Origin of the sequence: Paenarthrobacter sp. NyZ202 (assembly GCF_049860755.1) — a bacterium.
Lineage (GTDB): Bacteria > Actinomycetota > Actinomycetes > Actinomycetales > Micrococcaceae > Arthrobacter.
In genome coordinates this window covers 207,761-226,129 of the sequence record NZ_CP187556.1, presented here as the reverse complement: position 1 = coordinate 226,129, position 18,369 = coordinate 207,761, and the positions used below count along the sequence as shown (strand labels likewise).

General features: G+C 61.7%; 20 protein-coding genes and 1 pseudogene. 2 read left to right on the top strand and 19 right to left on the bottom strand.

The window, feature by feature from the left end; genetic code table 11:
• Positions 1-22: 22 nt before the first annotated feature.
• The 3 genes from ACPFL9_RS01120 to ACPFL9_RS01110 all read right to left on the bottom strand — a co-directional run bounded on the left by ACPFL9_RS01120 (position 23) and on the right by ACPFL9_RS01110 (position 3,286).
• Complete coding sequence (locus ACPFL9_RS01120; RefSeq protein ID WP_426005270.1) at positions 23-970, bottom strand: C-terminal binding protein; 948 nt, start codon at positions 968-970, stop codon at positions 23-25.
• A 264-nt stretch (positions 971-1,234) separates the two neighbouring features.
• A complete protein-coding gene (locus tag ACPFL9_RS01115; protein ID WP_426005269.1) occupies positions 1,235-3,031 on the bottom strand; it encodes a sigma-54-dependent Fis family transcriptional regulator in 1,797 nt (598 codons plus the stop codon).
• Positions 3,032-3,061: 30 nt separating this feature from the next.
• On the bottom strand, positions 3,062-3,286 hold the full coding sequence (locus ACPFL9_RS01110; protein ID WP_426005267.1) for a hypothetical protein: 225 nt from the start codon (positions 3,284-3,286) through the stop codon (positions 3,062-3,064).
• 141 nt (positions 3,287-3,427) lie between these two features.
• Between ACPFL9_RS01110 and ACPFL9_RS01105 the strand changes: the two genes are divergently transcribed.
• Both ACPFL9_RS01105 and ACPFL9_RS01100 read left to right on the top strand, forming a co-directional pair.
• The gene (locus tag ACPFL9_RS01105) at positions 3,428-4,081 is read left to right on the top strand and encodes a TetR/AcrR family transcriptional regulator (protein ID WP_426005266.1); all 654 of its coding nucleotides are present in this window, start codon (positions 3,428-3,430) and stop codon (positions 4,079-4,081) included.
• 38 nt (positions 4,082-4,119) lie between these two features.
• Positions 4,120-4,923, top strand: coding sequence for an SDR family NAD(P)-dependent oxidoreductase (locus ACPFL9_RS01100; RefSeq protein WP_426005265.1), 804 nt, complete (start codon positions 4,120-4,122; stop codon positions 4,921-4,923).
• Between the two features lie 44 nt (positions 4,924-4,967).
• On the opposite strand, the gene ACPFL9_RS01095 is transcribed toward ACPFL9_RS01100, so the two are convergent.
• The 16 genes and pseudogenes from ACPFL9_RS01095 to ACPFL9_RS01020 form a co-directional block, all read right to left on the bottom strand.
• On the bottom strand, positions 4,968-5,330 hold the full coding sequence (locus tag ACPFL9_RS01095; RefSeq protein WP_426005263.1) for a VOC family protein: 363 nt from the start codon (positions 5,328-5,330) through the stop codon (positions 4,968-4,970).
• A 3-nt stretch (positions 5,331-5,333) separates the two neighbouring features.
• Positions 5,334-5,594, bottom strand: coding sequence for a DUF4235 domain-containing protein (locus ACPFL9_RS01090; RefSeq protein WP_426005262.1), 261 nt, complete (start codon positions 5,592-5,594; stop codon positions 5,334-5,336).
• 97 nt (positions 5,595-5,691) lie between these two features.
• Positions 5,692-5,868 (bottom strand): CsbD family protein, encoded by a 177-nt coding sequence (locus ACPFL9_RS01085; protein WP_426005261.1) that lies wholly within the window; start codon positions 5,866-5,868, stop codon positions 5,692-5,694.
• An 86-nt stretch (positions 5,869-5,954) separates the two neighbouring features.
• On the bottom strand, positions 5,955-6,638 hold the full coding sequence (dhaM, locus tag ACPFL9_RS01080; RefSeq protein WP_426005260.1) for a dihydroxyacetone kinase phosphoryl donor subunit DhaM: 684 nt from the start codon (positions 6,636-6,638) through the stop codon (positions 5,955-5,957).
• Positions 6,635-7,303: a dihydroxyacetone kinase subunit DhaL gene (gene dhaL / locus ACPFL9_RS01075; protein ID WP_426005259.1), complete on the bottom strand. Its 669-nt coding sequence runs from the start codon at positions 7,301-7,303 to the stop codon at positions 6,635-6,637. The genes dhaM and dhaL overlap by 4 nt, the downstream gene beginning before the upstream one ends.
• Positions 7,304-7,305: 2 nt before the next feature.
• Positions 7,306-8,307, bottom strand: coding sequence for a dihydroxyacetone kinase subunit DhaK (dhaK, locus tag ACPFL9_RS01070; protein WP_426005258.1), 1,002 nt, complete (start codon positions 8,305-8,307; stop codon positions 7,306-7,308).
• Between the two features lie 94 nt (positions 8,308-8,401).
• Complete coding sequence (locus ACPFL9_RS01065) at positions 8,402-8,635, bottom strand: hypothetical protein (protein WP_426005257.1); 234 nt, start codon at positions 8,633-8,635, stop codon at positions 8,402-8,404.
• 9 nt (positions 8,636-8,644) lie between these two features.
• Positions 8,645-10,090 carry an FAD-binding oxidoreductase gene (locus ACPFL9_RS01060; RefSeq protein WP_426005256.1) on the bottom strand — a complete coding sequence of 482 codons (1,446 nt, stop codon included), beginning with the start codon at positions 10,088-10,090 and terminating at the stop codon, positions 8,645-8,647.
• Between the two features lie 125 nt (positions 10,091-10,215).
• Positions 10,216-10,728: an amino-acid N-acetyltransferase gene (locus tag ACPFL9_RS01055; protein ID WP_426005255.1), complete on the bottom strand. Its 513-nt coding sequence runs from the start codon at positions 10,726-10,728 to the stop codon at positions 10,216-10,218.
• A 621-nt stretch (positions 10,729-11,349) separates the two neighbouring features.
• Positions 11,350-11,955, bottom strand: coding sequence for a TetR family transcriptional regulator (locus tag ACPFL9_RS01050; protein WP_426005254.1), 606 nt, complete (start codon positions 11,953-11,955; stop codon positions 11,350-11,352).
• A 131-nt stretch (positions 11,956-12,086) separates the two neighbouring features.
• The gene (locus tag ACPFL9_RS01045) at positions 12,087-13,373 is read right to left on the bottom strand and encodes an APC family permease (protein ID WP_426007466.1); all 1,287 of its coding nucleotides are present in this window, start codon (positions 13,371-13,373) and stop codon (positions 12,087-12,089) included.
• 336 nt (positions 13,374-13,709) lie between these two features.
• Positions 13,710-14,324: an RHO alpha subunit C-terminal catalytic domain-containing protein gene (locus tag ACPFL9_RS01040; RefSeq protein WP_426007465.1), complete on the bottom strand. Its 615-nt coding sequence runs from the start codon at positions 14,322-14,324 to the stop codon at positions 13,710-13,712.
• Between the two features lie 162 nt (positions 14,325-14,486).
• Positions 14,487-14,804: pseudogene (locus ACPFL9_RS01035) on the bottom strand (Rieske 2Fe-2S domain-containing protein); the annotation flags it as partial.
• Between the two features lie 166 nt (positions 14,805-14,970).
• Positions 14,971-16,257 (bottom strand): flavin monoamine oxidase family protein, encoded by a 1,287-nt coding sequence (locus tag ACPFL9_RS01030; protein ID WP_426005253.1) that lies wholly within the window; start codon positions 16,255-16,257, stop codon positions 14,971-14,973.
• The gene (locus tag ACPFL9_RS01025) at positions 16,254-16,616 is read right to left on the bottom strand and encodes a cupin domain-containing protein (RefSeq protein WP_426005252.1); all 363 of its coding nucleotides are present in this window, start codon (positions 16,614-16,616) and stop codon (positions 16,254-16,256) included. The genes ACPFL9_RS01030 and ACPFL9_RS01025 overlap by 4 nt, the downstream gene beginning before the upstream one ends.
• A 62-nt stretch (positions 16,617-16,678) precedes the next feature.
• Entirely contained in the window at positions 16,679-18,136 is a 1,458-nt protein-coding gene (locus tag ACPFL9_RS01020; protein WP_426005250.1) for an aldehyde dehydrogenase family protein, read from the bottom strand.
• Positions 18,137-18,369 lie beyond the last annotated feature (233 nt).

Below are 18,369 nucleotides of genomic sequence, written 5' to 3'. Positions count from 1 at the left end.
TCTCTTCAGTTCACAGGTCGTTTCAGTTCACGAGGTCGATGAGTGGCTGGCCGGTCAGCGCGAGGCGGACCCGCTCCACAGCGCCGTCCTGCAGGGCGCCCGTCGACCGGTTGGAACGCCAGGCAATGTGCGGGGTGAGGATGGCGTTGGGTGCCGTGCGCAGGGGGTGGTCAGCGGCGAGCGGTTCCTGGGCGAAGGTGTCGATGCCGGCGCCTGCGATGTGACCCGAGGTCAGGGCCTCGGCGAGCGCGGCCTCATCGATAAGTCCGCCGCGGGACACGTTGACGATCACAGTGCCCTTGCGCATCTTTGCGAGGACTTCGGTGGAAATGAGGTTCGCCGTCTCGTCGTTCAGCGGCAGGTGGAGGGAAACGACGTCGGAATTCTCCAGGATGTCTTCCAGCCCAGCCATCTCCACGAAGCTGTCCGTCACGAAGGGATCGTAGGCGCGGACCCGGGCGCCGACGGCCGAGTACATGCGGGCTACGTGCTGGCCGATGCGTCCCATGCCCAGGACGCCTACCTCCAGCTCGGAGAGGACAGGGGTGTCGTAGCCGATGGTTCCGGCCCAGCTGAGGTTGTTGATCGCTGCGTTGCCGGCGGGCAGGCGGCGGGCCAGTGCCAGGCCCATCGCGAAGGCGTGGGAGGCAACTTCCTCCGACGCCGTGCCGGGAACGATCGAGACCGGGATGCCCGCCTCGGTGGCCGCGGCGACGTCGATGTTGTCGTAACCGATCCCGTACCGGATGACTGCACGGCACTTGGCCATGAGCGGGAAGTCCGCCGCAGTGAGCTTGGCGTAGGGAGTGATCATCACAATGTCGGCTTCGGCCAGCCCCTCGCGGAAGGCGTCAGTGTCCGCCGCGGGGTTGAGTGCGTAACCGAACTCCTCCGCGAGCGCGTGCTCACGGTCCAGGTCCGGGAAATGGTGAGGGGCCACAAGAATGGTTCCCTGGGCATCGCGGGTCATAGTCAGTCGTCCTGTTCGTGTTGGTACCCTCGGTCCTGCCGGACACTCCTTGGGACGGGTGCCGGTGTCGGGTGATTTCCAGTACAACGCGATTTCGGGGCGGCCATCCGTGCCAGATCGAGACACCGCCGTGGGACACTGTCCCAGCGCCTGGGTGTCTGGGCCCTGGACGCGCAAAGCGGCCACCCGCCGTCGGGCCTTTCGCCCCGGGCAGCGCCGAGCAGCCGGCCCCTGAGGAGGTCGGCTGCTGCTCCCTGCGTGAAATCAGAGGTCGAAGCCGCGGCTGCGGAAGTAGTCCATCCGGCGGTACAGGGTGGAACGCCCTATCTGCAGTGTTTCGGCCGCGAGGCTGCGGTTGCCCTTCGCTTCCTGCAGCGCCGTGCGCAGCTCGCTGAGTTCCGCATCTTCCAGACGGGAAAGCCGTCCCTTGGTCAGGACACGGTGGAAGCCCTGTGGCAGGTCGTCGGCCGTCACCTCGGCCCCTTCCGCCCGTTCCACGGCGTTGGAGACGACGGCCCGCAACTGATCGATGTTCCGCGGCCAGTCTGCGTGGGTGAGGGTGGTGAGAAGCCTGCGGGACAACCGCCGCTCCCCCAGTTCCTCCGCTATGGCATTGGCCAGTTGCGGGATGTCTTCACGCCTGTTGCGCAGGGGTGCCACCGATACTTCCAATACATCAAACGCCTCCGACAGGACCAGGGTGGCATCGGTGGGGCGGGTGACGGTAAAGATCAATTTGGTGGTGGAGTTGTTGCGGAGGCTGCTTGCGATCTCACCGGCCTCATTTTGCGAGAGCTCATCGGCGTGTTCAACGATCAGGGTGGCCGGCAGTTCGCTGGCCACCCGGTGCAGGACATCCCTGAAATGGGAGTTCCGAAGGTCACCACTGCGGGCATCGACCAGAATGTGGCCGCCTCGCAGGGACGCCATCGCAGTGGCCAAACGCAGTTTCCCGCTCCCCAGCTCACCGATGATCACCACGGACCTGTCCTGGTCCACGGCCTTCCGGGCCAAATTTAAAGTGCGTTTGAATTCCGTGCTCGTGCCGTCCACGTGCTTCATGAGTCTTTCGGCTGTTCCTTGGGCCGCTGATTCCAACGTCAGGGCAGCGCTTCCGGAAGCGACACCGCGCTCCCTTGCAGGTGAGTGCGGGCGGACCACAACAATGGCTCCCACATTCGCGGCCGATAGCGTCACGGGCGAAATCTCCAAGGTGGACAGCCCGGGCCCTTGAAGCATGACCTCGCAGTTCATGTCGCGACCGGAGGACATCACTGCGTTGGCGTAGCCGGAAACAATCGAGAAGTCACTGTCCACCAGTGTGGCCGTGGCCGAGGCGTTTTGCAGGGAGTTCTTTCCATCCACCGCGATCACGGCCCGGTTCCCCCGGCGGCGGGAGATCCGCAGGTACTCGCTTAGGAGGGCCCGCTCCCTGGAGGAGGTGCGCACCTCAATGTCCCGCTCAATCCGGGAAGCGACACCCTCCAGCATCAGCAACGTCGAGGACGGTTCCAGGGCTGTGACGCGGTTGGCTGGGAGCGTGAGACCAATGACGGCGCGCACGCGGTTATGGAAAGGATCGCGGATCAGGGAGGCAAAGCACCAGTTGCCGCGCATGTCCTCGCGGAAATGTTCTTCGGGGGCAAGCCAAACGCCACGGCCCTCCTCCAGGGCGAGCCCTTCACCGTTGCTGCCGCAGCTCTCCTCCAGCAGCGAATATCCGGCGGGGAAACCGTCGTCGCGGAGGAAGCTTGCTTTGACCAGGACTCCGTTCGGTGCGGTGATGCTGACGTAGCCACCCAAGTCCGCAGCTACTTCGTCCAATTTCTGCAGATGCGGGCCGGCAGCAGCAATGGTGTACTCGTCAACGCGGCCTTCATCGAAAATGCCGCGGTCAGCCACTGCATCCACGCCGGCAGCCCGGCTTCTGTACCAGGACCGCGCAACGATTGGGCGGATGCCGCTGAGATCAGCGTGGGGTTGCATCAGGAAGAGTTCGCGGAGACGGTCGGTTTCACGCAGCGGTTCGTAGGGCCACGGCGAGAGCACTTCTGCAGACATGGGGCAGGTTCTTTCTGGGTTCGCAGGGCTTCAGGCGGCCAAAGCCGGTCCGGTGCCGCCGGGACGGGCTTTTCTGCGCAGCCATCGGGGCAGGCGGGGGCGGAAGGCCTGTTCAGCACTCCATTCCTCAAGCAGCGAGGCGTTGTCCTCCTGTGCCCGGGCGTTGATGTACGCGGCGACCATGCCGGATAGGCCGCTGGCGAGAATGACGTTGTTGTTCCGAGAGGCTCCCAGGCTCGTGTTTTCGGTGACCATGTGTTCTGCTCTTCCCGTTCAAACCGCTTGAGAAGCTACGGACTCATTTGTGTTCCGCGCCACTCACCAGCTTACCTAACTAACAGACGTTAGGGAAGAAGATCCAGCCACCCTAACTAACGACTGTTAGGATGGCGGCTTATGAGCACCATGTCCTACAAAGCCGCCCGGAGTGCCTTCGAACTCCAGCTGAAGGAGTGGAACTGGAGCGGCCAGAAGGCTGCGCGCCAAAACATTCTGCGGGCCTTCCTCGAGCTCGCCATCACCAACGGAGTCAACTCCGTGTCCATGCGGACCATAGCCAATGCCGTCAACATCAAGGCACCCAGCCTGTACTCCCACTTTCCCAACGGCCGGGACGAGATTGTGGCCGAATCGCTCCGCTGGCACTTCCATCGCTTCGGTGTCGCCCTCCTCGAAGCCGTCGGCCCCGCCGGGAATGCAGATGAGTTTTGGGATGCCATGGTCAAGCTGCACTTCACCCGGCAAGTCCGGCTTCCTGAAAGCAATCTCTGGGACCTGCTGGTGGCGACGGACAGGATGGCCGGGATTTTACCGAAGGACCTTCGCGCGCAGGTGGACGCCTGGGTCACACTCCATGAGCAAATGTACGTCGCCGCCGCGGAAGACATGGGATGCGTCGAGGCCTCCGAGCACGTCAGGGTGGTCATGACGCTGCTTGAGGGCGCCACGCGCTGGGCACCCACGGATTGCACCGATGCCGAGCTTGCCAACCTTGCTGACCGCGCCGTCACCCTGTCGCGGGCCATCCTCTCCGTGGACTTCGCGGCATAACCTGCCCATTATGGAAGATGGTAAGTAGGCTGTCATTTATGACAACCGACACCCGCCCCCTCGCCATGGTCACCGGAGCTTCTTCCGGGATCGGCTATGAACTGGCCAAACAGTTCCTCGCCCATGGCTTCGACACCGTCATGGTGGCCGACGGGCAGGACATCCGGAGTGCCGCTGACAGCTTGGCGGGACTGGGCGGGTCAGCCATACCCCTGCAGATCGACCTTGCTGACCGGACCGGCCCGGGTACCCTCCAGTCCGCGGTCAACGCACTGGGCACACCCCTTGAAGCGGCAGCCATCAACGCGGGCATCGGCGTCGGAGGACCCTTCATCGAAACCGATCTCGCCCAGGAACTGAGGATCATCGACCTCAATGTTGCGTCCACCGTCAGCATCGCCAAATGGGTGGCCCGGGACATGACCGCGCGGAACAGCGGACGGATACTGTTCACGTCCTCGATCATCGCGCGCACCCCCGCGCCCTTCCAGGCGATCTACGGAGCGTCCAAGGCGTTCGTCCAGTCCTTTGGGCAGGCTTTGCGCAACGAACTCAAGGACACGGGCGTCAGCGTCACCACCCTGCTGCCCGGCCCTACGGAGACGCCGTTCTTCGAGAAGGCCGACCTCCTGGACACCAAGGTCGGAGCTGAGGAAAAGGACGATGCCGCCCAGGTGGCAGAACAGGGCTTCACGGCCTTGATGAAGGGCGAAGGCAACGTCCTGGGCGGCTCGTTGAAGTCCCGCACCATGGGGCTGGGATCGAACATCCTCCCGGACGCCTTGGGCGCGGCCTTCGGGAGGCGGCTCAGCGAACCCGGCTCCGCCGATCAGGATGAGTGAACACCAACTGCCCACAGTCCGGCGGTACGTAGCTGGTCACGCCATCAGGAAACGCACAAGCAGAACGGATGCCCCGCGGGGTCCAAAAAGACCCTGAACGTCTCACCCGGCTGGTGATCATGCTTGCTGGCGCCGATCGCCAGCACGGCCTCTTCGGCCTTGTCCAGGTCCTCGACAATCACGTCGAAGTGCATCTGCTGCGGGATGGTCTGGCCGGGCCACACAGGCGGCTGATAGACCTCCACCTGCTGGAACGAGATGCAGTTGCTGCCGTCGGCCGGGCGGATGTCCGCCCAGTCCTCGTCTTCCCGGGTGACCTCCCAGCCGAGCAATTCGGCGTAGAAGGCGGCCAAGGCGGACGCGTCGGGACAGTCGATCACAACGCTGGGGTGTTTGGCGATGGCCATCGACTAAACCTCGTCCGCTGTTTTCTTGAGCCGGGCCAAGGCACTCTTGGTGCCCCGCTGGGTGAGAACGTGCACCACGGCGCCGACGCCCGCGGATACCACCGCGAAGACCAGTACGCCCGGAAGTGAGTCATCCAGGTCCGTGCCGTCCTTGGGCGCGGGCTTGCCGGTCTTCTTCTCCCAGAGGCCCTCGAGGGTCTTGTTCGCCAGGGCACCTGCACCCAGGCTGACCACCAGTCCGAACAGTTTCACGAGCAAGTTCACGAAAAAATCCTCCATCCGATCGCGGGGCAGTTCCCCACAATGTACGCCCAACAGCATGGCGGGGCCGCTGCAACCCGCAGCGGCCCCGCCATCTTTGCTAATCCTTCTTGAAGGCGTCCTTGACCTTTTCGCCGGCATTCTTAAGGTCGGCCTTGGCCTGCTCGCCCCTGCCTTCGGCTTCAAGGCGTTCGTTGTCAGTCAGCTTTCCAGCTGCTTCCTTAGCCTTGCCCGCGATCTTCTCGCCTGTGTTCTGAGCTTTGTCGTCAGCACCCATGTTGCACCTCTTTCGTAGTGAACCTGTACCTCTACAACATCACTAATCAGGATACTTATCAACGTTTTGGGTGGATTCGGCGTGTATCAGGACTCACCGAAACCCTCTTCCACCAACCGCCCTACGTACTGCACCGCTTTCAACGCATCTTTCCCGTCCGCTTCCACGTGCAGGTTTGCGCCCTGGCCGGCGGCGAGGGTCATCAGCGCCATCACGGAGGTACCGTCGACGCCGTTGATGGTCACTTCCGCGTCCAGCGAGGAGAGTCCGCCGGCGATCTTCGCGGCAGGCCGGGCATGGATGCCCATGGGATTCACGAGCTCGAAATCGCCGGATGCTTCGGGTTCGCGAGGGGCAGGTTCCCCGGCCGGCTGGCCTTCCGCGCTACCGAACCTGACGCTCTCCGCAGCATTGCGGACATCCACGACGGCGGCACCACCTTGCGCTGCCACGGCAGCAGCCACCAGCCCTTCCACCAAGGGGGCATCGGCCAGCACCACGGCATCCGGATCGCTGCAGAACTCGATCGCCGACTCCGCCGTCATCACTGCCGAGCCGAGATCGGCGAGCACCACCACGCCATCACCTCCGGCGTCCACCAGGGATTGCTCGACGGCGGCAAGCACCTTCTCCAGGCTGGTGCCGATCCGGCCGTCGTCAGTTCCCCCGGCGGCGGCGAGGTCGACGTCGGGAGCCATTTGCGCGGCGAGTTCCACCGCACCGTCAGCAATTCTGCTGCTGTGCGATACCACCACAATGCCAACCGTCATGAAGGGTCGGCCCCAGAGGCTCCCGGCCCTGCGACTCCGCCCGCTGCCTCCGCGGCCGCCCGCAGGAGAAGCGCTGTGGAGGCGGCCCCGGGATCACGGTGTCCCGCACTGCGCTCCCCGAGATAGCTGGCGCGGCCCTTCCGGGCAACCAACGGGTCCGTCGCTGCGGCACCGGCTTCAGCTGCTTCGGCGGCCTTTTCCAGGACGGACACCACATCGCCGCCGTTTTCCACGGTGGTCGCGGCCGCTTCCACGGCAGGGGTCCAGGCATCCACCATCGTCTTGTCGCCCGGTTCGGCCTTTCCCCGCGCCACCACTCCATCGCGGGCCGCAGCCAGTGCGGCGGCCATGGCGGCAGCGTCGATGTCCGTAGCATCACCCAACGAGGTCGCCGCGCGCAGGTACGCGGTCCCGTAGAGCGGTCCGGCAGCGCCGCCCACCTTGGACATCAACGCCATGGCCGCTGCCTTCAACGCAGCGCCTGCCGTCTCCGGCGGAGTTTCCTCCAGCTTCTGCAGCACGGCCTGGAATCCGCGGTCCATGTTCTCACCATGGTCCGAATCGCCGATCGCCCGGTCCAATTCGATGAGTTCGGTGCGGTGTTCTGCCATCGCCTTGGCGGACAGCCGGATCCAATCCAGTGCCCAATCGACTCCGAGCCCCATGCTCACACTCCCCACCGTAAGGCTGCGGTGTGCACTGGAGCGTCCCACAGGGCGGTCAGCTCGTCATCCAGGCGAAGCACGGATACCGAGCAGCCCTGCATTTCAAGCGACGTGACGTAATTGCCCACCAGCGAGCGCGCCACCGTGGCACCACGTTCGGCCAACACCTGGGCGGCGCGGCGGTAGACGATGTAGAGCTCGCTTTGTGGAGTTCCGCCCATGCCGTTGACGAACAGCAGCACGTTGTCCCCCGAAGCAAGGGACAGGTCTTCCAGCACCGGTTCCAACAGGCGGTCCGTGATGGCGTCCGCACCTTCCATGGCGATCCGGTGCCGGCCAGGCTCGCCATGGATGCCGATTCCGATCTCGATTTCGTCATCGGCCAGTTCGAAGCTTGGCGTTCCTGCATGCGGAACGATGCATCCGGACAGGGCCACGCCCATGGTCCGCACGTTGGCCACCACCCGCTCTGCGATGGCTGTCACGGCGTCCAGGTCATCCCCGCGTTCCGCGGCGGCCCCTGCGATCTTCTCCACCAGCACAGTACCGCCCACGCCCCGGCGGCCCGCCGTGTACAGCGAGTCCTCCACCGCGACGTCGTCGTTGACCAGCACGGACCGGACGGCCACGCCTTCGGCCTGCGCCATCTCCGCGGCGGTTTCGAAGTTCAGGACGTCACCGGTGTAGTTCTTGACGATATGTACGACGCCGGCACCGGAGTCCACGGCGGTGGTCGCCGGAATGATCTGGTCGGGTGTGGGCGACGTGAAAACTGCCCCTGGCACAGCTGCGTCGAGCATGCCCAGGCCCACGAAGCCGGCGTGCAAAGGTTCGTGACCGCTGCCGCCACCGGAGACAAGGGCTACCTTGCCCTGGACCGGGGCACCTTTCCGGACGACATACTTGGGCTCGGGATGGACGTCCACCAAATCGGCATGCGCCATGCCGAACCCTTCGACGGACTCGTCCACCACGGCGCGAGGATCATTGATGAGCTTTTTCATGGGTTGCTCCTGGGCATGCAGTGGCTGGTGCTCTGACCCTACTACCGGCGGGCCGGACCGCGGTAGGGCTTCCCGCGCGGTCCGGCCCGGCCTCTTAGCCTCGGCCGTCGATCGGCGGTTCGGTGCCGACGTCGGTGGCCGCGGGAGTGCCAACATCGGTGGCCGCGGGAGTGCCGATGTCCGGCCAAAAGGCCGCATAGAGGTCGGGGTCGGGGTGGCCGCCACCGGGCCACAGGGTTTCGTGCGCGTCGGTGCTGTACGGGATGTCGATCTGGAAAGCCGAGAAATCCGGGAACACAGGCCTGTCCTGCATAGTGGGCTCCTGCACGGCGCGCCCCTAGTTGCCCAGGGCGGCGTCGGCGCCGGAGGTCACAACGTCTTCGAGCAGCACGGTCTGGTCGATCACCGGGAGCCCCACCACGTGCCCAAAGCTGAACATGTTCTGCGGATCCAGTTCAACCTTTGCCTTGCGGAGGCGTTCACGGATGGCCGGGCCCCAGGCACGCTCCCGGTCCTCGGCGTCCACGAAGTGCCCGTGGAGATTGACGAAAGTCCCGCTGTTGGAGGCATCGCGCAGGTCCTGGCGAACGGCGTCGTACACCTTGGGAAGCAGCTCCGCCAGAGGCGGGACAGCCATGCCCGCCATGAAGAAACTGAAAGCCGCGTCGCGGCCACCCACGGTGTCCTGGCCGTCGCCGGCGGCAAGGGCTCCGCCAAGCAGCCGGAGCTCGGCCATCAGTACGGGACTTTCGACGCCGGGACCGAAGTGCCGCAGGATGGCCTCCCGGGCCGGGCCGTCCAGGCGGTCCAGGAGGAAGCCGCATTCACGGGCCGGTACGGGCTGATCCGGGTCCATGTGGATGGTGTCGAACCGGGTGGAGTCCAGCGGACCGGTGCCGTCCATCATGAAAGGCGCACTCCGGCGCATGGGCTCCAGCAGCTGCGTGGCAGTGGCCGCGTCACCCTGGTAGGCGTACCGCAGATGCACCACGAATTTGCCGCGCAGCGGTTCGGGGATGATGTCCATGTCCGGCAACCGCAGGAAAGCCAACGACGCCGACGCCTCCGTTGGAAGCGTCCCTACCCATTCGCTGAACTGCTGGAGGACGGTGGCTGCGTGGTCGCCGTCGAAGTAGATGCCGCCGGCGAAGATGTCCTGGCTCGGAAAGAGATGGAATTCCATGGCAGTGACAATGCCCAGGTTGCCCTTGCCGCCGCGCAGGAGGAAGAAGAGCTCCGGATTCTCGTCTTGGGTGACCCGGTGCTGCGTTCCGTCGGCGGTGACGAGCTCGAAGGCGATCACATGGTCCGAGGCGAACCCGTATTTCCGGCCCATAATGGGCAGGCCGCCGCCGAGCGTGTAACCCACCACGCCCACGTCCGTTGTGGAACCGCAAAGGCCCATGAGTCCGAAAGCCGCAGCCTCGTCCACTACAGCCTTCCACCGGACGCCGGCTCCGACCCGGGCTGTCTTTTCAAGCGGGTCGATGCTGAGTTCCAGCATGCGGCGGGTGCTGATCAGCAAACCGCCCTCGATCGCATTGGTGGCGCCGTGGCCGGTGGACTGGACGGCCACGGGGATTCCCCGTTCCGCCGCCCACTTCACTGCGGCCGAGACGTCCTCTGCGTCGAGGGCGCCGAAGGCGAGGTGGGGCTGGTGCTGTGTTGAAAGGTTAAAGGCCGCTACCTCGGTTGCGAAGCCCGGGTCGGCCGGCGTGAACACGGGACCGCGCACGCTGAGTTGGAGTTCTGAAACGGCTGAAATGGACGCGTGGGACTGCATGATCTTCTCTCGATTGATGCATATTGGCGGAAGCTCCCCAGCAAGCCTCGACCAGTTTATCCATCAAGTTTAGATAAGAGAAGATGGTTTAAATCAGGCATTTTCCTTGTGTTTTGCCGCGCGTGTTACTGAAGGTGCTTGATCATACGGGTGTTACCCAAGGTATTGGGCTTAACCCGGGCGAGGTCGAGAAACTCAGCCACACCCTCATCATGCGAGCGCAGGAGCTCCGAGTAGACCTGCGGATCCACGGCAGACTGGTCCGCCATCACCTCGAAGCCGTGCCGCTTGAAGAAGTCCACTTCGAACGTGAGACAGAAGACCCTGCTGACGCCCAGGGCTTTGGCTTCCTTCAGCAGGTCCTCCACCAGGACATGGCCCACACCCTTGCCGCGCCATGAATCCGCCGCTGCCAGGGTGCGGATCTCCGCGAGGTCTTCCCACATAACGTGCAGTGCGCCGCAGCCAATGATCTCCCCATCCACGGATTCAGCGATCCGGAATTCCTGGAGGCTCTCGTAATAGGCCACGGTTTCCTTGGCCATGAGAATCCGCTGCTCAGCCAGCGGCGCCACCAACCTCTTGATCTGTGCCACGTCGCTGGTGCGGGCAGGGCGAAGGCTGAAGGCGGAATCCACTCCCCCATCCTAGCCAGCCGGGGCAGGGTCCTTGTTTCTGTTGCTGTTAGTGCCAAGGCAACCACGGTGATGAAGGCACAAGCAGCAAAGATCCCCTGTTGGCCGAGCCGCGCGGCCGAACCAAAGGCAATGAGGCCGCCGGATGCGATCGCGCCAACACGGCGGGTGAGGAACCTGGACAGGGCGCAAGCGTCGCACCATCAACTTCCGGCGCTCCAGCCGCCCGCAACAGGGATACATCCAGCCGCCAGTACAGTGACGCTCACCGCAAAGCAGTTTCGCCTACTGCTCCCCCAGTTTGACGAAACGTCCATTATCGGCATTCAAAGTACGGGAGCAGAAGTAGCTGCAAGAGCAGATTTCCCCGTCTCGGACCAGGCGGTCAAAGCGAAGTACATTGCGTCGGCGTATGGGCGGTTGCTTGCCCGGATTCCGAAGAATGTCGCATCGCCCATTCAGGACTTGTCAGGGCAACGGTCCCGGACTGTGCTACGGGGCGACCGTGGGGGACGCGGCCGGCTGCAGGATCGGGTTGGTGATGCTGACTCTAATAAGGCCGGGGCATCGAAGTTGACAAAACCGAGGTTCAGCAACTGGGGCAGTCTATAAGGCAGTGGGCGATCATTGCGATGCAGCCGCAGCGAGCAAGGTTACGGCCTCGACAATGTGTTTGCGTCGGGAATGGACACGGCTTGCCGAGGAATCTGGAATCAACGCTTCCAGCTGTGGTAGCGCTGTCGATGCGCTACAAAGTGTCATGAGAGTAAGTAGGAGCTCCCGTGCAGCATTCTCACTAAGCCCGGCTGTCTCTTGAAGAGATGCTAGTACGGCTTTTGTATTCTCTAGGCCTGTCAGTCGGGTCGCAGAACCCTTTTCGAGTGCCGCCCAGAACCAGAATCGTGCATTTCCAGGGTCTGCGGCATAAAAGTCAAAGACGCCCCCTGCCAGTTCTTCGACGGACAGGTGTCCGTCGGTACAGAGGCGGTAGAGCTCCTTATCAAGCTGCTCCTGTTTTGCGGCAAGCACCTTGTCAAACAGTGCTTCCTTATTTCCAAAGTATTGGTATATGCGTTCCTTGTTGACACTTGCAGTCGCAGCGATTCTGTCCATGCGTGCACCTGCCAGGCCGTACTCCGTAAATTCAGCTACTGCAGCTGTGAACAGCAGGGATTTCGTTAGCTCTGTGTTCCAAGCCAAGCTTTGTTGCTCCGTTCCAACCGTGGTCATGGGCTAATTCGCAACGTTGAAAGACCGGGCGGGCTCGACGGGGGGCGGGCCAGCGGGTCGGCCAGGGGAATTCTTAGGTCAAAGAGCGCGTCTGGCCACGGGTCTAAACCCGTGGCCAGACACGCGGACAATTAGTTGATGTCTTCGAAGCTCAACTCGCGTTTACCTTGGGAGGCCCTCACGACCAGGCCGATGATGGCGGCAATCGGAACAAGAACCCAAAGCCATTCTGCGAGTCCTTCACCGCCAGCGAGGAAGGAGAAGTTCAGGACTGTCAGGATGATCGCCACTGCAAAGGCGGTGAACGCAATGGCCGGCGCCACCAACGCAGTCCAGACATTCTCACGTTCGTCTGTCTTTCTGAAATATGTCACAACAGAGAGGGAGCTGGCGCACATCAGCAGCAGCACGCCCAAGGTTCCGACCGCAATGAGCCACGCATACAGCTGGTGGAAGGGGTCCGCGCCCGCCAGGATGAAAGCTCCGATGACGACGAGGACTGTGATGGCTGTGACAATGCTGCCGATGTGAGGGGACTGGTGCTTCTTATGGCTGCGGCCAAAAGCGGCAGGCAAGATGCCGGCGCGTCCCAGAGCGAAAACATAACGGCTCATGACATTTGCGAAGCCAAGGAGGATCGCGAAAAAGCTGGTCACGACCAGGATGTTCAGAATTTTCACCCAAACGGGCCCGACATATGCCCCTGCGACATCGAGAATGAAGCCCGTGGGATTTTCAGTAGCTACGGTCAGGATCTTGTCCCCACCGACGGCGTTGCTCACCATGAATGTACTGAAGACATAAAAGATACCCAGTGCCGCGATGGTGATGTAGGTTGCGCGCGGGATGGTCTTTTGTGGTGTGCGGACCTCTTCGCTGAATACGGGAGTGGACTCGACTCCCACGAACGAACCGAGCGCGAACAGGGCCGCGAGGCCTATGCCTGGACCGAAGACCAGCTGGGGTGAGAAGCCCTCGAAGGAGAAGCTTCCGCCTGCACCGCCCTGAAACAGAATGGAGACGTCCAGGACGAGGATTGCTGCGACCGCGAGGACCAAGAGAACACCCATGATGCGAGCACTGAACTCAACCCGGTTGTACGACAACGGAGTGAGGATAGCCAGAGTCACAACCGCCCAAAAGCCCCAAGGAAGGTCGAGGCCGAAAAGCTCAATGGCGGCTTGCTGAAGAAAGACGGCGTGAATACCGTACAAACTGCTTAGGACAGCTACGTAAGTCAGCAAGGTTACATACGACGCTGCTACTCCGGCTCTGATTCCTAGGCCTTTGACTATGAAGGCGATGAGGCCACTGGCAGTTTTCGAGCGCCGACTCATAGCCATGTACCCCACGGCGAATATGAGGAAGAGTGCGGTGGCCAGAAGGTAAACTCCCGCTGTTCCAGCGCCGCTGAGCATGAAAACCAAAGGGGTCGCACCTAAGAAGGCTGCCATTGGGCCGATCATGGCTACGACCGTAAATACCAGTCCCCCTGTGCCCATGGCATTCGTTCGAAGCTTGGATTGATCAACGTTTTGGACTGCATTGTCCGGAATTACGTTTGACATTATTTCTCCTGGGGAGATGAAAGAAATTAATATGAGGTTGCGTGTCCCATGTGAGAGACGTGCGGGGAGGTGGCGTGTGGACGCATGTTGGGCTGTCGCACGGTATATCGGCTCGGAGAGCTTGCTCTCCTCTTCCGTTGTTCTTTTAGGCTGGCGGCCGGGTTGTTGTCTTCAATTCCGGCATTGTCAGGGCCTCGTTCGTGCCCTTATCCAGTCTTCGAAGAAGGTGATGGCGTTTTCGCTTTCGGGTAGCAGCCGGCCGTGAGGGATGGCGCCGGACGTAAAGCCAGCCTGCTGCCGTTCGACCGCCTCGACGTCTTCTTGGATGGTTTGGGCGTAGTAGGTTGTCACCCACTCCTCCAGTGCCGCGGCCGGCACGGCTTCGTCGACGTACATGTCTGAGACCACCTCGCACGTGACCGGGCTGGTGGGTACGACCCTGAGGGCGTACATGGCGAAGTCGTCTATGCCGATTAGTGTAGATGGCGGCAGGAAAAGGAAGTGGAAACCATTTGCGGAGCGCCCCTGCGGCAACTCCTTGGGCGTGACCCTGGAATCGCCGTGCTGGGTGACGACATGGGAGTGAACCAGGCTCTCGTATTCACCGTTGCCCACATTGAATGCCTTGGCGAACGTCTCCGAATGAATCAACGGGCAGTGGTAGCACTCGATAGCGTTCTCGACAAAGAGTTTCCAGTTGCCAGCTATTTGGGAGGTTGTCTGGCCCCGGTAGGAGAAACGCTTGGAGTTCTCGATCATCGCATTGACAAAGCCCTGGCAGTCCCGGAGCAGATCAGGCATCGAGGTAGCCCCGCTATCCAGATTCGCGAATACCCACGGTCCCAATGTCGCTACTCCGACGGGCGCTAGTCCATGTTGGTCTTTGTCCAGTTGTAGTTCGTCGCGGCAGCGAGGCGCGCTAAGAAGGGAGCCATCAAGCCTGTAGCTCCAGCCATGGTATCTGCACTGCAGCACCTTCGAAGACCCGTCTTCGAGAGCCACAGGGTGGAGCCTGTGGCGGCAGATATTGACCATGCCTTTCAACGTTCCGTCCCCGTCTCGGGTAACCACCACGGAGGTCCGGCCAAGTGTGGCAACGATATGGTCGCCAGTATGTTGAAGTTTCTCCAAGGGACCGACGTATTGCCAGGTATCTGTAAAGGCACCCCGTAATTCAGCTTCTAGTGACGCGGCGGATACGTAGGAGCTGCTATGTAGGGTGTAGCCGAAGGGTGCGCTGTCAGAGGTCGCTTCGATTTGGATTTCGTTCGCGGTCGTCATACTCGCTCTCCTAGTGTGGGACGGCAGTTTTGAAGAGGGGGCCCAGATCACTTGCGGAGGCCGATCCTGAGTACTGTTTCCCCGGGTGGCCGAGCCTGACCCCAGGACAGGCCACCCGGCGGAAACGTAGTGCAGCGTAGAGAAGATGGCGTGGTTCTACTCTGCGCTAGCTAACTGCTGCGGCGTCTCGACCGGCGCGGATACCGGTTGCAATCGCACCATCGATAAGGGCATATGACCCGCTGGCGATGTCAGCTCCTGCCAGGAGCACTCGCCCGTCCCGGGCTTCGACGGCGTCTAGCTGTTCTCGAAGTTGACCAGGACCTGGAACAGCCCAGGTACCGCGGTACAGTTCGTCGGCCTTCCAGTTGTGCGTGGCAACCTCAAGAACCTCAATGTCGGGAAGCCAGGTTCGCAGTACACGCTCGACTTCGGCCGGGGATGAACCGTCGACAGCCGTGGCATCGGAACCGAACGCGACTGCAATGTGGTCTCCGTCTATGGGCCGGTCGTACTGAACGAGCACAAACGGGTGACCTTCAGGTGCGAAAGCCATGTAGGGGGTCCGGTTTCCCTTGATCCGGCAAACGACTTTTTGACCGCCGGATATCTGACCGGACGCTGCAAGCTTCTCCGCGTGCGGGTGCCTCGGCTCGAAGGCAATACGCGACAGCACGTTGACCGGTACCGCGCACACGACAGCTGTCGCCGAAATCGTCGACTCGTCCGACAAAGTCAAGGTTACCTGTGATGCGTCCTCGGAAACCCGGGTAACGGCGGTTCCCATAATGAACTCTGCCTTGGTGTCAGCGAGGATTCCGTCGGAGAGCAGACTCATGCCGCCAACGATCTTGTATCGCGAGATCACATCCAGCATGACATGCCAGTCCCATCCGGACAGCGCCAGCCATCGCAACGGCAAAGTGATACCGGCTTTGTGCAAAGGGGCCTGGCAAGCTGCAGCCCAGAAAGAGGACGTCACGTCCCGCTCCAGTTTGGACATTGGCACATCGTCGAGGAACTCGCCCAACGTGAGCTTGTCGTAATCAAGGGCGGCGCTCGAAAAACGGGGTTCGTGGGGACGCTGATACAAGGTGCGTGAAAGTTCCGCCAAGGCGGTCATGCCCTTTTCCATCAAACCGAAGACGGTATCCTCGGACCCTTCGTGCACCTGACCGTCGTCCAGGTACAAAAGCTGCTCCGGCGGGGCAAATTCTTCGAGATCCAGCCCGTAGCGTTTGATCTCGGACCACACATTGGGCTGGAGCCAATGGACGTCTGTTCCGCCCAGTTCGATGCGTGTACCGAGACGGTTCTCCGTCCAGGTTCGTCCACCAAGACGGTCCGAAGCTTCGATCAGGACCACGGATTTGCCCAGGCTGCTGGCTTCACGCGCAGCTGACAGACCCGCGAAACCGCCTCCGATGACGGCTACATCGTATGTTCGACTCATGCCCCGGCCCCCTGAATCTCAACCGAGAACTTACGGAAGGGGGCATGGAACGTCCACGTTGACTCGCTGCCCTGGGGGAAGAACGCGGCGTCGCCGGCGCGCAGAACCACCTCGTCACCATCTGCGGATGAAACGTGAACCTCACCTTCAATGACCCAGATGTACTCATCTGTCTCAAAGAAGTAGGGAACGGGGATCCGGTCCGGGTATTCCCCCTCAAGTACGCGAAAGACACCCGTCCGGACGTCCTCGCGGCCTGGAACCTCGGAGAGTTCACCGGTAACTTCACCTTCCACAATGAAGGGTTTGTATCCTGCAGAAAGTTGTTCGGCGTTGATCAGATGGCTTTGGGTTGTCATGGTGTTTCTTTCGTAAGGCTGTCTGACTTCGTTGTGTTCCACGGTTACTCTTGTCCGGGCATTCACTGGTACGGGTAGTTCCGCCGGCCATGATTGACCGATATCCACTTCAGGGTGGTCAATTCATCGATGCTCGAGTGGCCGTTGAGGCGGCCAACTCCCGATTGCTTCTCCCCCCCAAAGGGAACGATCGGCTCATCGGCGATGGTGGCATCATTGACGTGGATCATGCCGCTGTGGATTTCTTTGGCGATTCGAACACCGCGGGCAATGTCGCGTGTATGGACAGCTCCGCTAAGGCCGAAGTCTGTGTCGTTGGCGATGTCAATCGCTTCCTGATCGTTGTCGAACTCGAGCACGATGATGACCGGGCCGAACAACTCGTCATGCGCAACCGAGGAATTACGGTCGACATTCTCAAGAACCACAGGCGGGAAGACGTTGCCTTCGGGTTGCCCACGCAGTATGGCCTTGGCTCCTGCTGCGACGGCGGCGCTGACCTTGTCATCCAGTGCTGCCACCTGCCGTGCGTTGATCAACGGTCCGATGATGGTCTCCGGGGAAGCCGGATCGCCCATGCGCAGGGCCGAAACCTTCTCGATGAATCGACTCTTGAACTCTGCGGCAATGCTGGAGTGCACGAGAAGGCGGTTGGCGGACATGCAGATCTGTCCTTGGTGTGTAAAGCGGCTGAAGACAGCGGCGTCAACAGCGTATTCAAGGTCGGCATCCTCACACACAATGAAGGCGCTGTTTCCTCCAAGTTCAAGGATCGACTTCTTGAAATGGCGGGCGGCGACCTCCCCAACGTGTCGGCCAACACCGGTGGATCCGGTGAAGGCGATGACCCGGGGAACAGGGTGCTCCAGGAAGTAGTCGCCAATGACTGGAATCTCTGTCACGGTCACATTCAGCAGACCAGCAGGCAGGCCAGCTTCTTCGAAAATGGAAGCGAGCAGTGTGCCGCCAGTAATCGGTGTTTCCTCGTGGGGTTTGATGACCACACCGTTACCTGTTGCCAAGGCTGGAGCTACTGACTTCATGGAGAGGAAGAACGGGAAGTTGAAAGGACTGATGACGCCTACCACGCCGACTGGGATGCGGTAAACGAAGTTCTCCGTGTCTTCGACCGGTGACGGGTAGATGCGGCCCTCAATGCGCAAGGGCAGCGTGGCGGCTTCCTTCAGAGCATCAATCACAAGCCCGATTTCGAAGGCAGCCTTGAGGGCGGTACCGCCCACTTCAGCTGTAATGAGCTTACTGATCTCTTCGCGACGCTCTTCGACGATCCTGGCCGCAGCCTCGAAGACGCTCCTCTTGCCGTATGCGTTGACCTTGTTCCAAGCTGTCTGTGCTACAGCCGAAGCAGCGTATGCTTCGTCGATATCGTCGGTGGTTGCGACGGGGAACTCGCCCAAGGTCTTGCCGTCGAACGGGTTCCGGTCGACAAGAACCTTCTCTCCCGAACCGGGCCGCCAAATGCCCCCAATGTACTGCTGTGCCAGCTGCGCAGTGTCCATGTTTCTCTACCTTTCGGGCTCACTTCGAAGCCATACCGAATTTGTCTGCCAACAATGACATGCGTCACACAGGGTGCGCGTCCGTAGTAATACGGAGGTGCTTACGGAACTTTTGGTGAACAGTCCTCGTCAGGTCGCGTGGATCGAGATTCTTCTGCCAAAATCACCGTAGGATATGGCCACTCTCAGAGGTTCCCGCACGTGGAAGCAGCCTTCCGGCGGATTGCCGGCTC

Excerpts from the sequence above, each read along its gene's own strand:
- ACPFL9_RS01120 (WP_426005270.1), bottom strand. The coding sequence starts at position 970 with ATGACCCGCGATGCCCAGGGAACCATTCTTGTGGCCCCTCACCATTTC.
- ACPFL9_RS01115 (WP_426005269.1), bottom strand. The coding sequence starts at position 3,031 with ATGTCTGCAGAAGTGCTCTCGCCGTGGCCCTACGAACCGCTGCGTGAA.
- ACPFL9_RS01110 (WP_426005267.1), bottom strand. The coding sequence starts at position 3,286 with ATGGTCACCGAAAACACGAGCCTGGGAGCCTCTCGGAACAACAACGTC.
- ACPFL9_RS01105 (WP_426005266.1), top strand. The coding sequence starts at position 3,428 with ATGAGCACCATGTCCTACAAAGCCGCCCGGAGTGCCTTCGAACTCCAG.
- ACPFL9_RS01100 (WP_426005265.1), top strand. The coding sequence starts at position 4,120 with ATGACAACCGACACCCGCCCCCTCGCCATGGTCACCGGAGCTTCTTCC.
- ACPFL9_RS01095 (WP_426005263.1), bottom strand. The coding sequence starts at position 5,330 with ATGGCCATCGCCAAACACCCCAGCGTTGTGATCGACTGTCCCGACGCG.
- ACPFL9_RS01085 (WP_426005261.1), bottom strand. The coding sequence starts at position 5,868 with ATGGGTGCTGACGACAAAGCTCAGAACACAGGCGAGAAGATCGCGGGC.
- dhaM (WP_426005260.1), bottom strand. The coding sequence starts at position 6,638 with ATGACGGTTGGCATTGTGGTGGTATCGCACAGCAGCAGAATTGCTGAC.
- dhaL (WP_426005259.1), bottom strand. The coding sequence starts at position 7,303 with ATGGGGCTCGGAGTCGATTGGGCACTGGATTGGATCCGGCTGTCCGCC.
- dhaK (WP_426005258.1), bottom strand. The coding sequence starts at position 8,307 with ATGAAAAAGCTCATCAATGATCCTCGCGCCGTGGTGGACGAGTCCGTC.
- ACPFL9_RS01060 (WP_426005256.1), bottom strand. The coding sequence starts at position 10,090 with ATGCAGTCCCACGCGTCCATTTCAGCCGTTTCAGAACTCCAACTCAGC.
- ACPFL9_RS01050 (WP_426005254.1), bottom strand. The coding sequence starts at position 11,955 with ATGACCACGGTTGGAACGGAGCAACAAAGCTTGGCTTGGAACACAGAG.
- ACPFL9_RS01045 (WP_426007466.1), bottom strand. The coding sequence starts at position 13,373 with ATGCTCAGCGGCGCTGGAACAGCGGGAGTTTACCTTCTGGCCACCGCA.
- ACPFL9_RS01040 (WP_426007465.1), bottom strand. The coding sequence starts at position 14,324 with ATGCCTGATCTGCTCCGGGACTGCCAGGGCTTTGTCAATGCGATGATC.
- ACPFL9_RS01030 (WP_426005253.1), bottom strand. The coding sequence starts at position 16,257 with ATGAGTCGAACATACGATGTAGCCGTCATCGGAGGCGGTTTCGCGGGT.
- ACPFL9_RS01025 (WP_426005252.1), bottom strand. The coding sequence starts at position 16,616 with ATGACAACCCAAAGCCATCTGATCAACGCCGAACAACTTTCTGCAGGA.
- ACPFL9_RS01020 (WP_426005250.1), bottom strand. The coding sequence starts at position 18,136 with ATGGACACTGCGCAGCTGGCACAGCAGTACATTGGGGGCATTTGGCGG.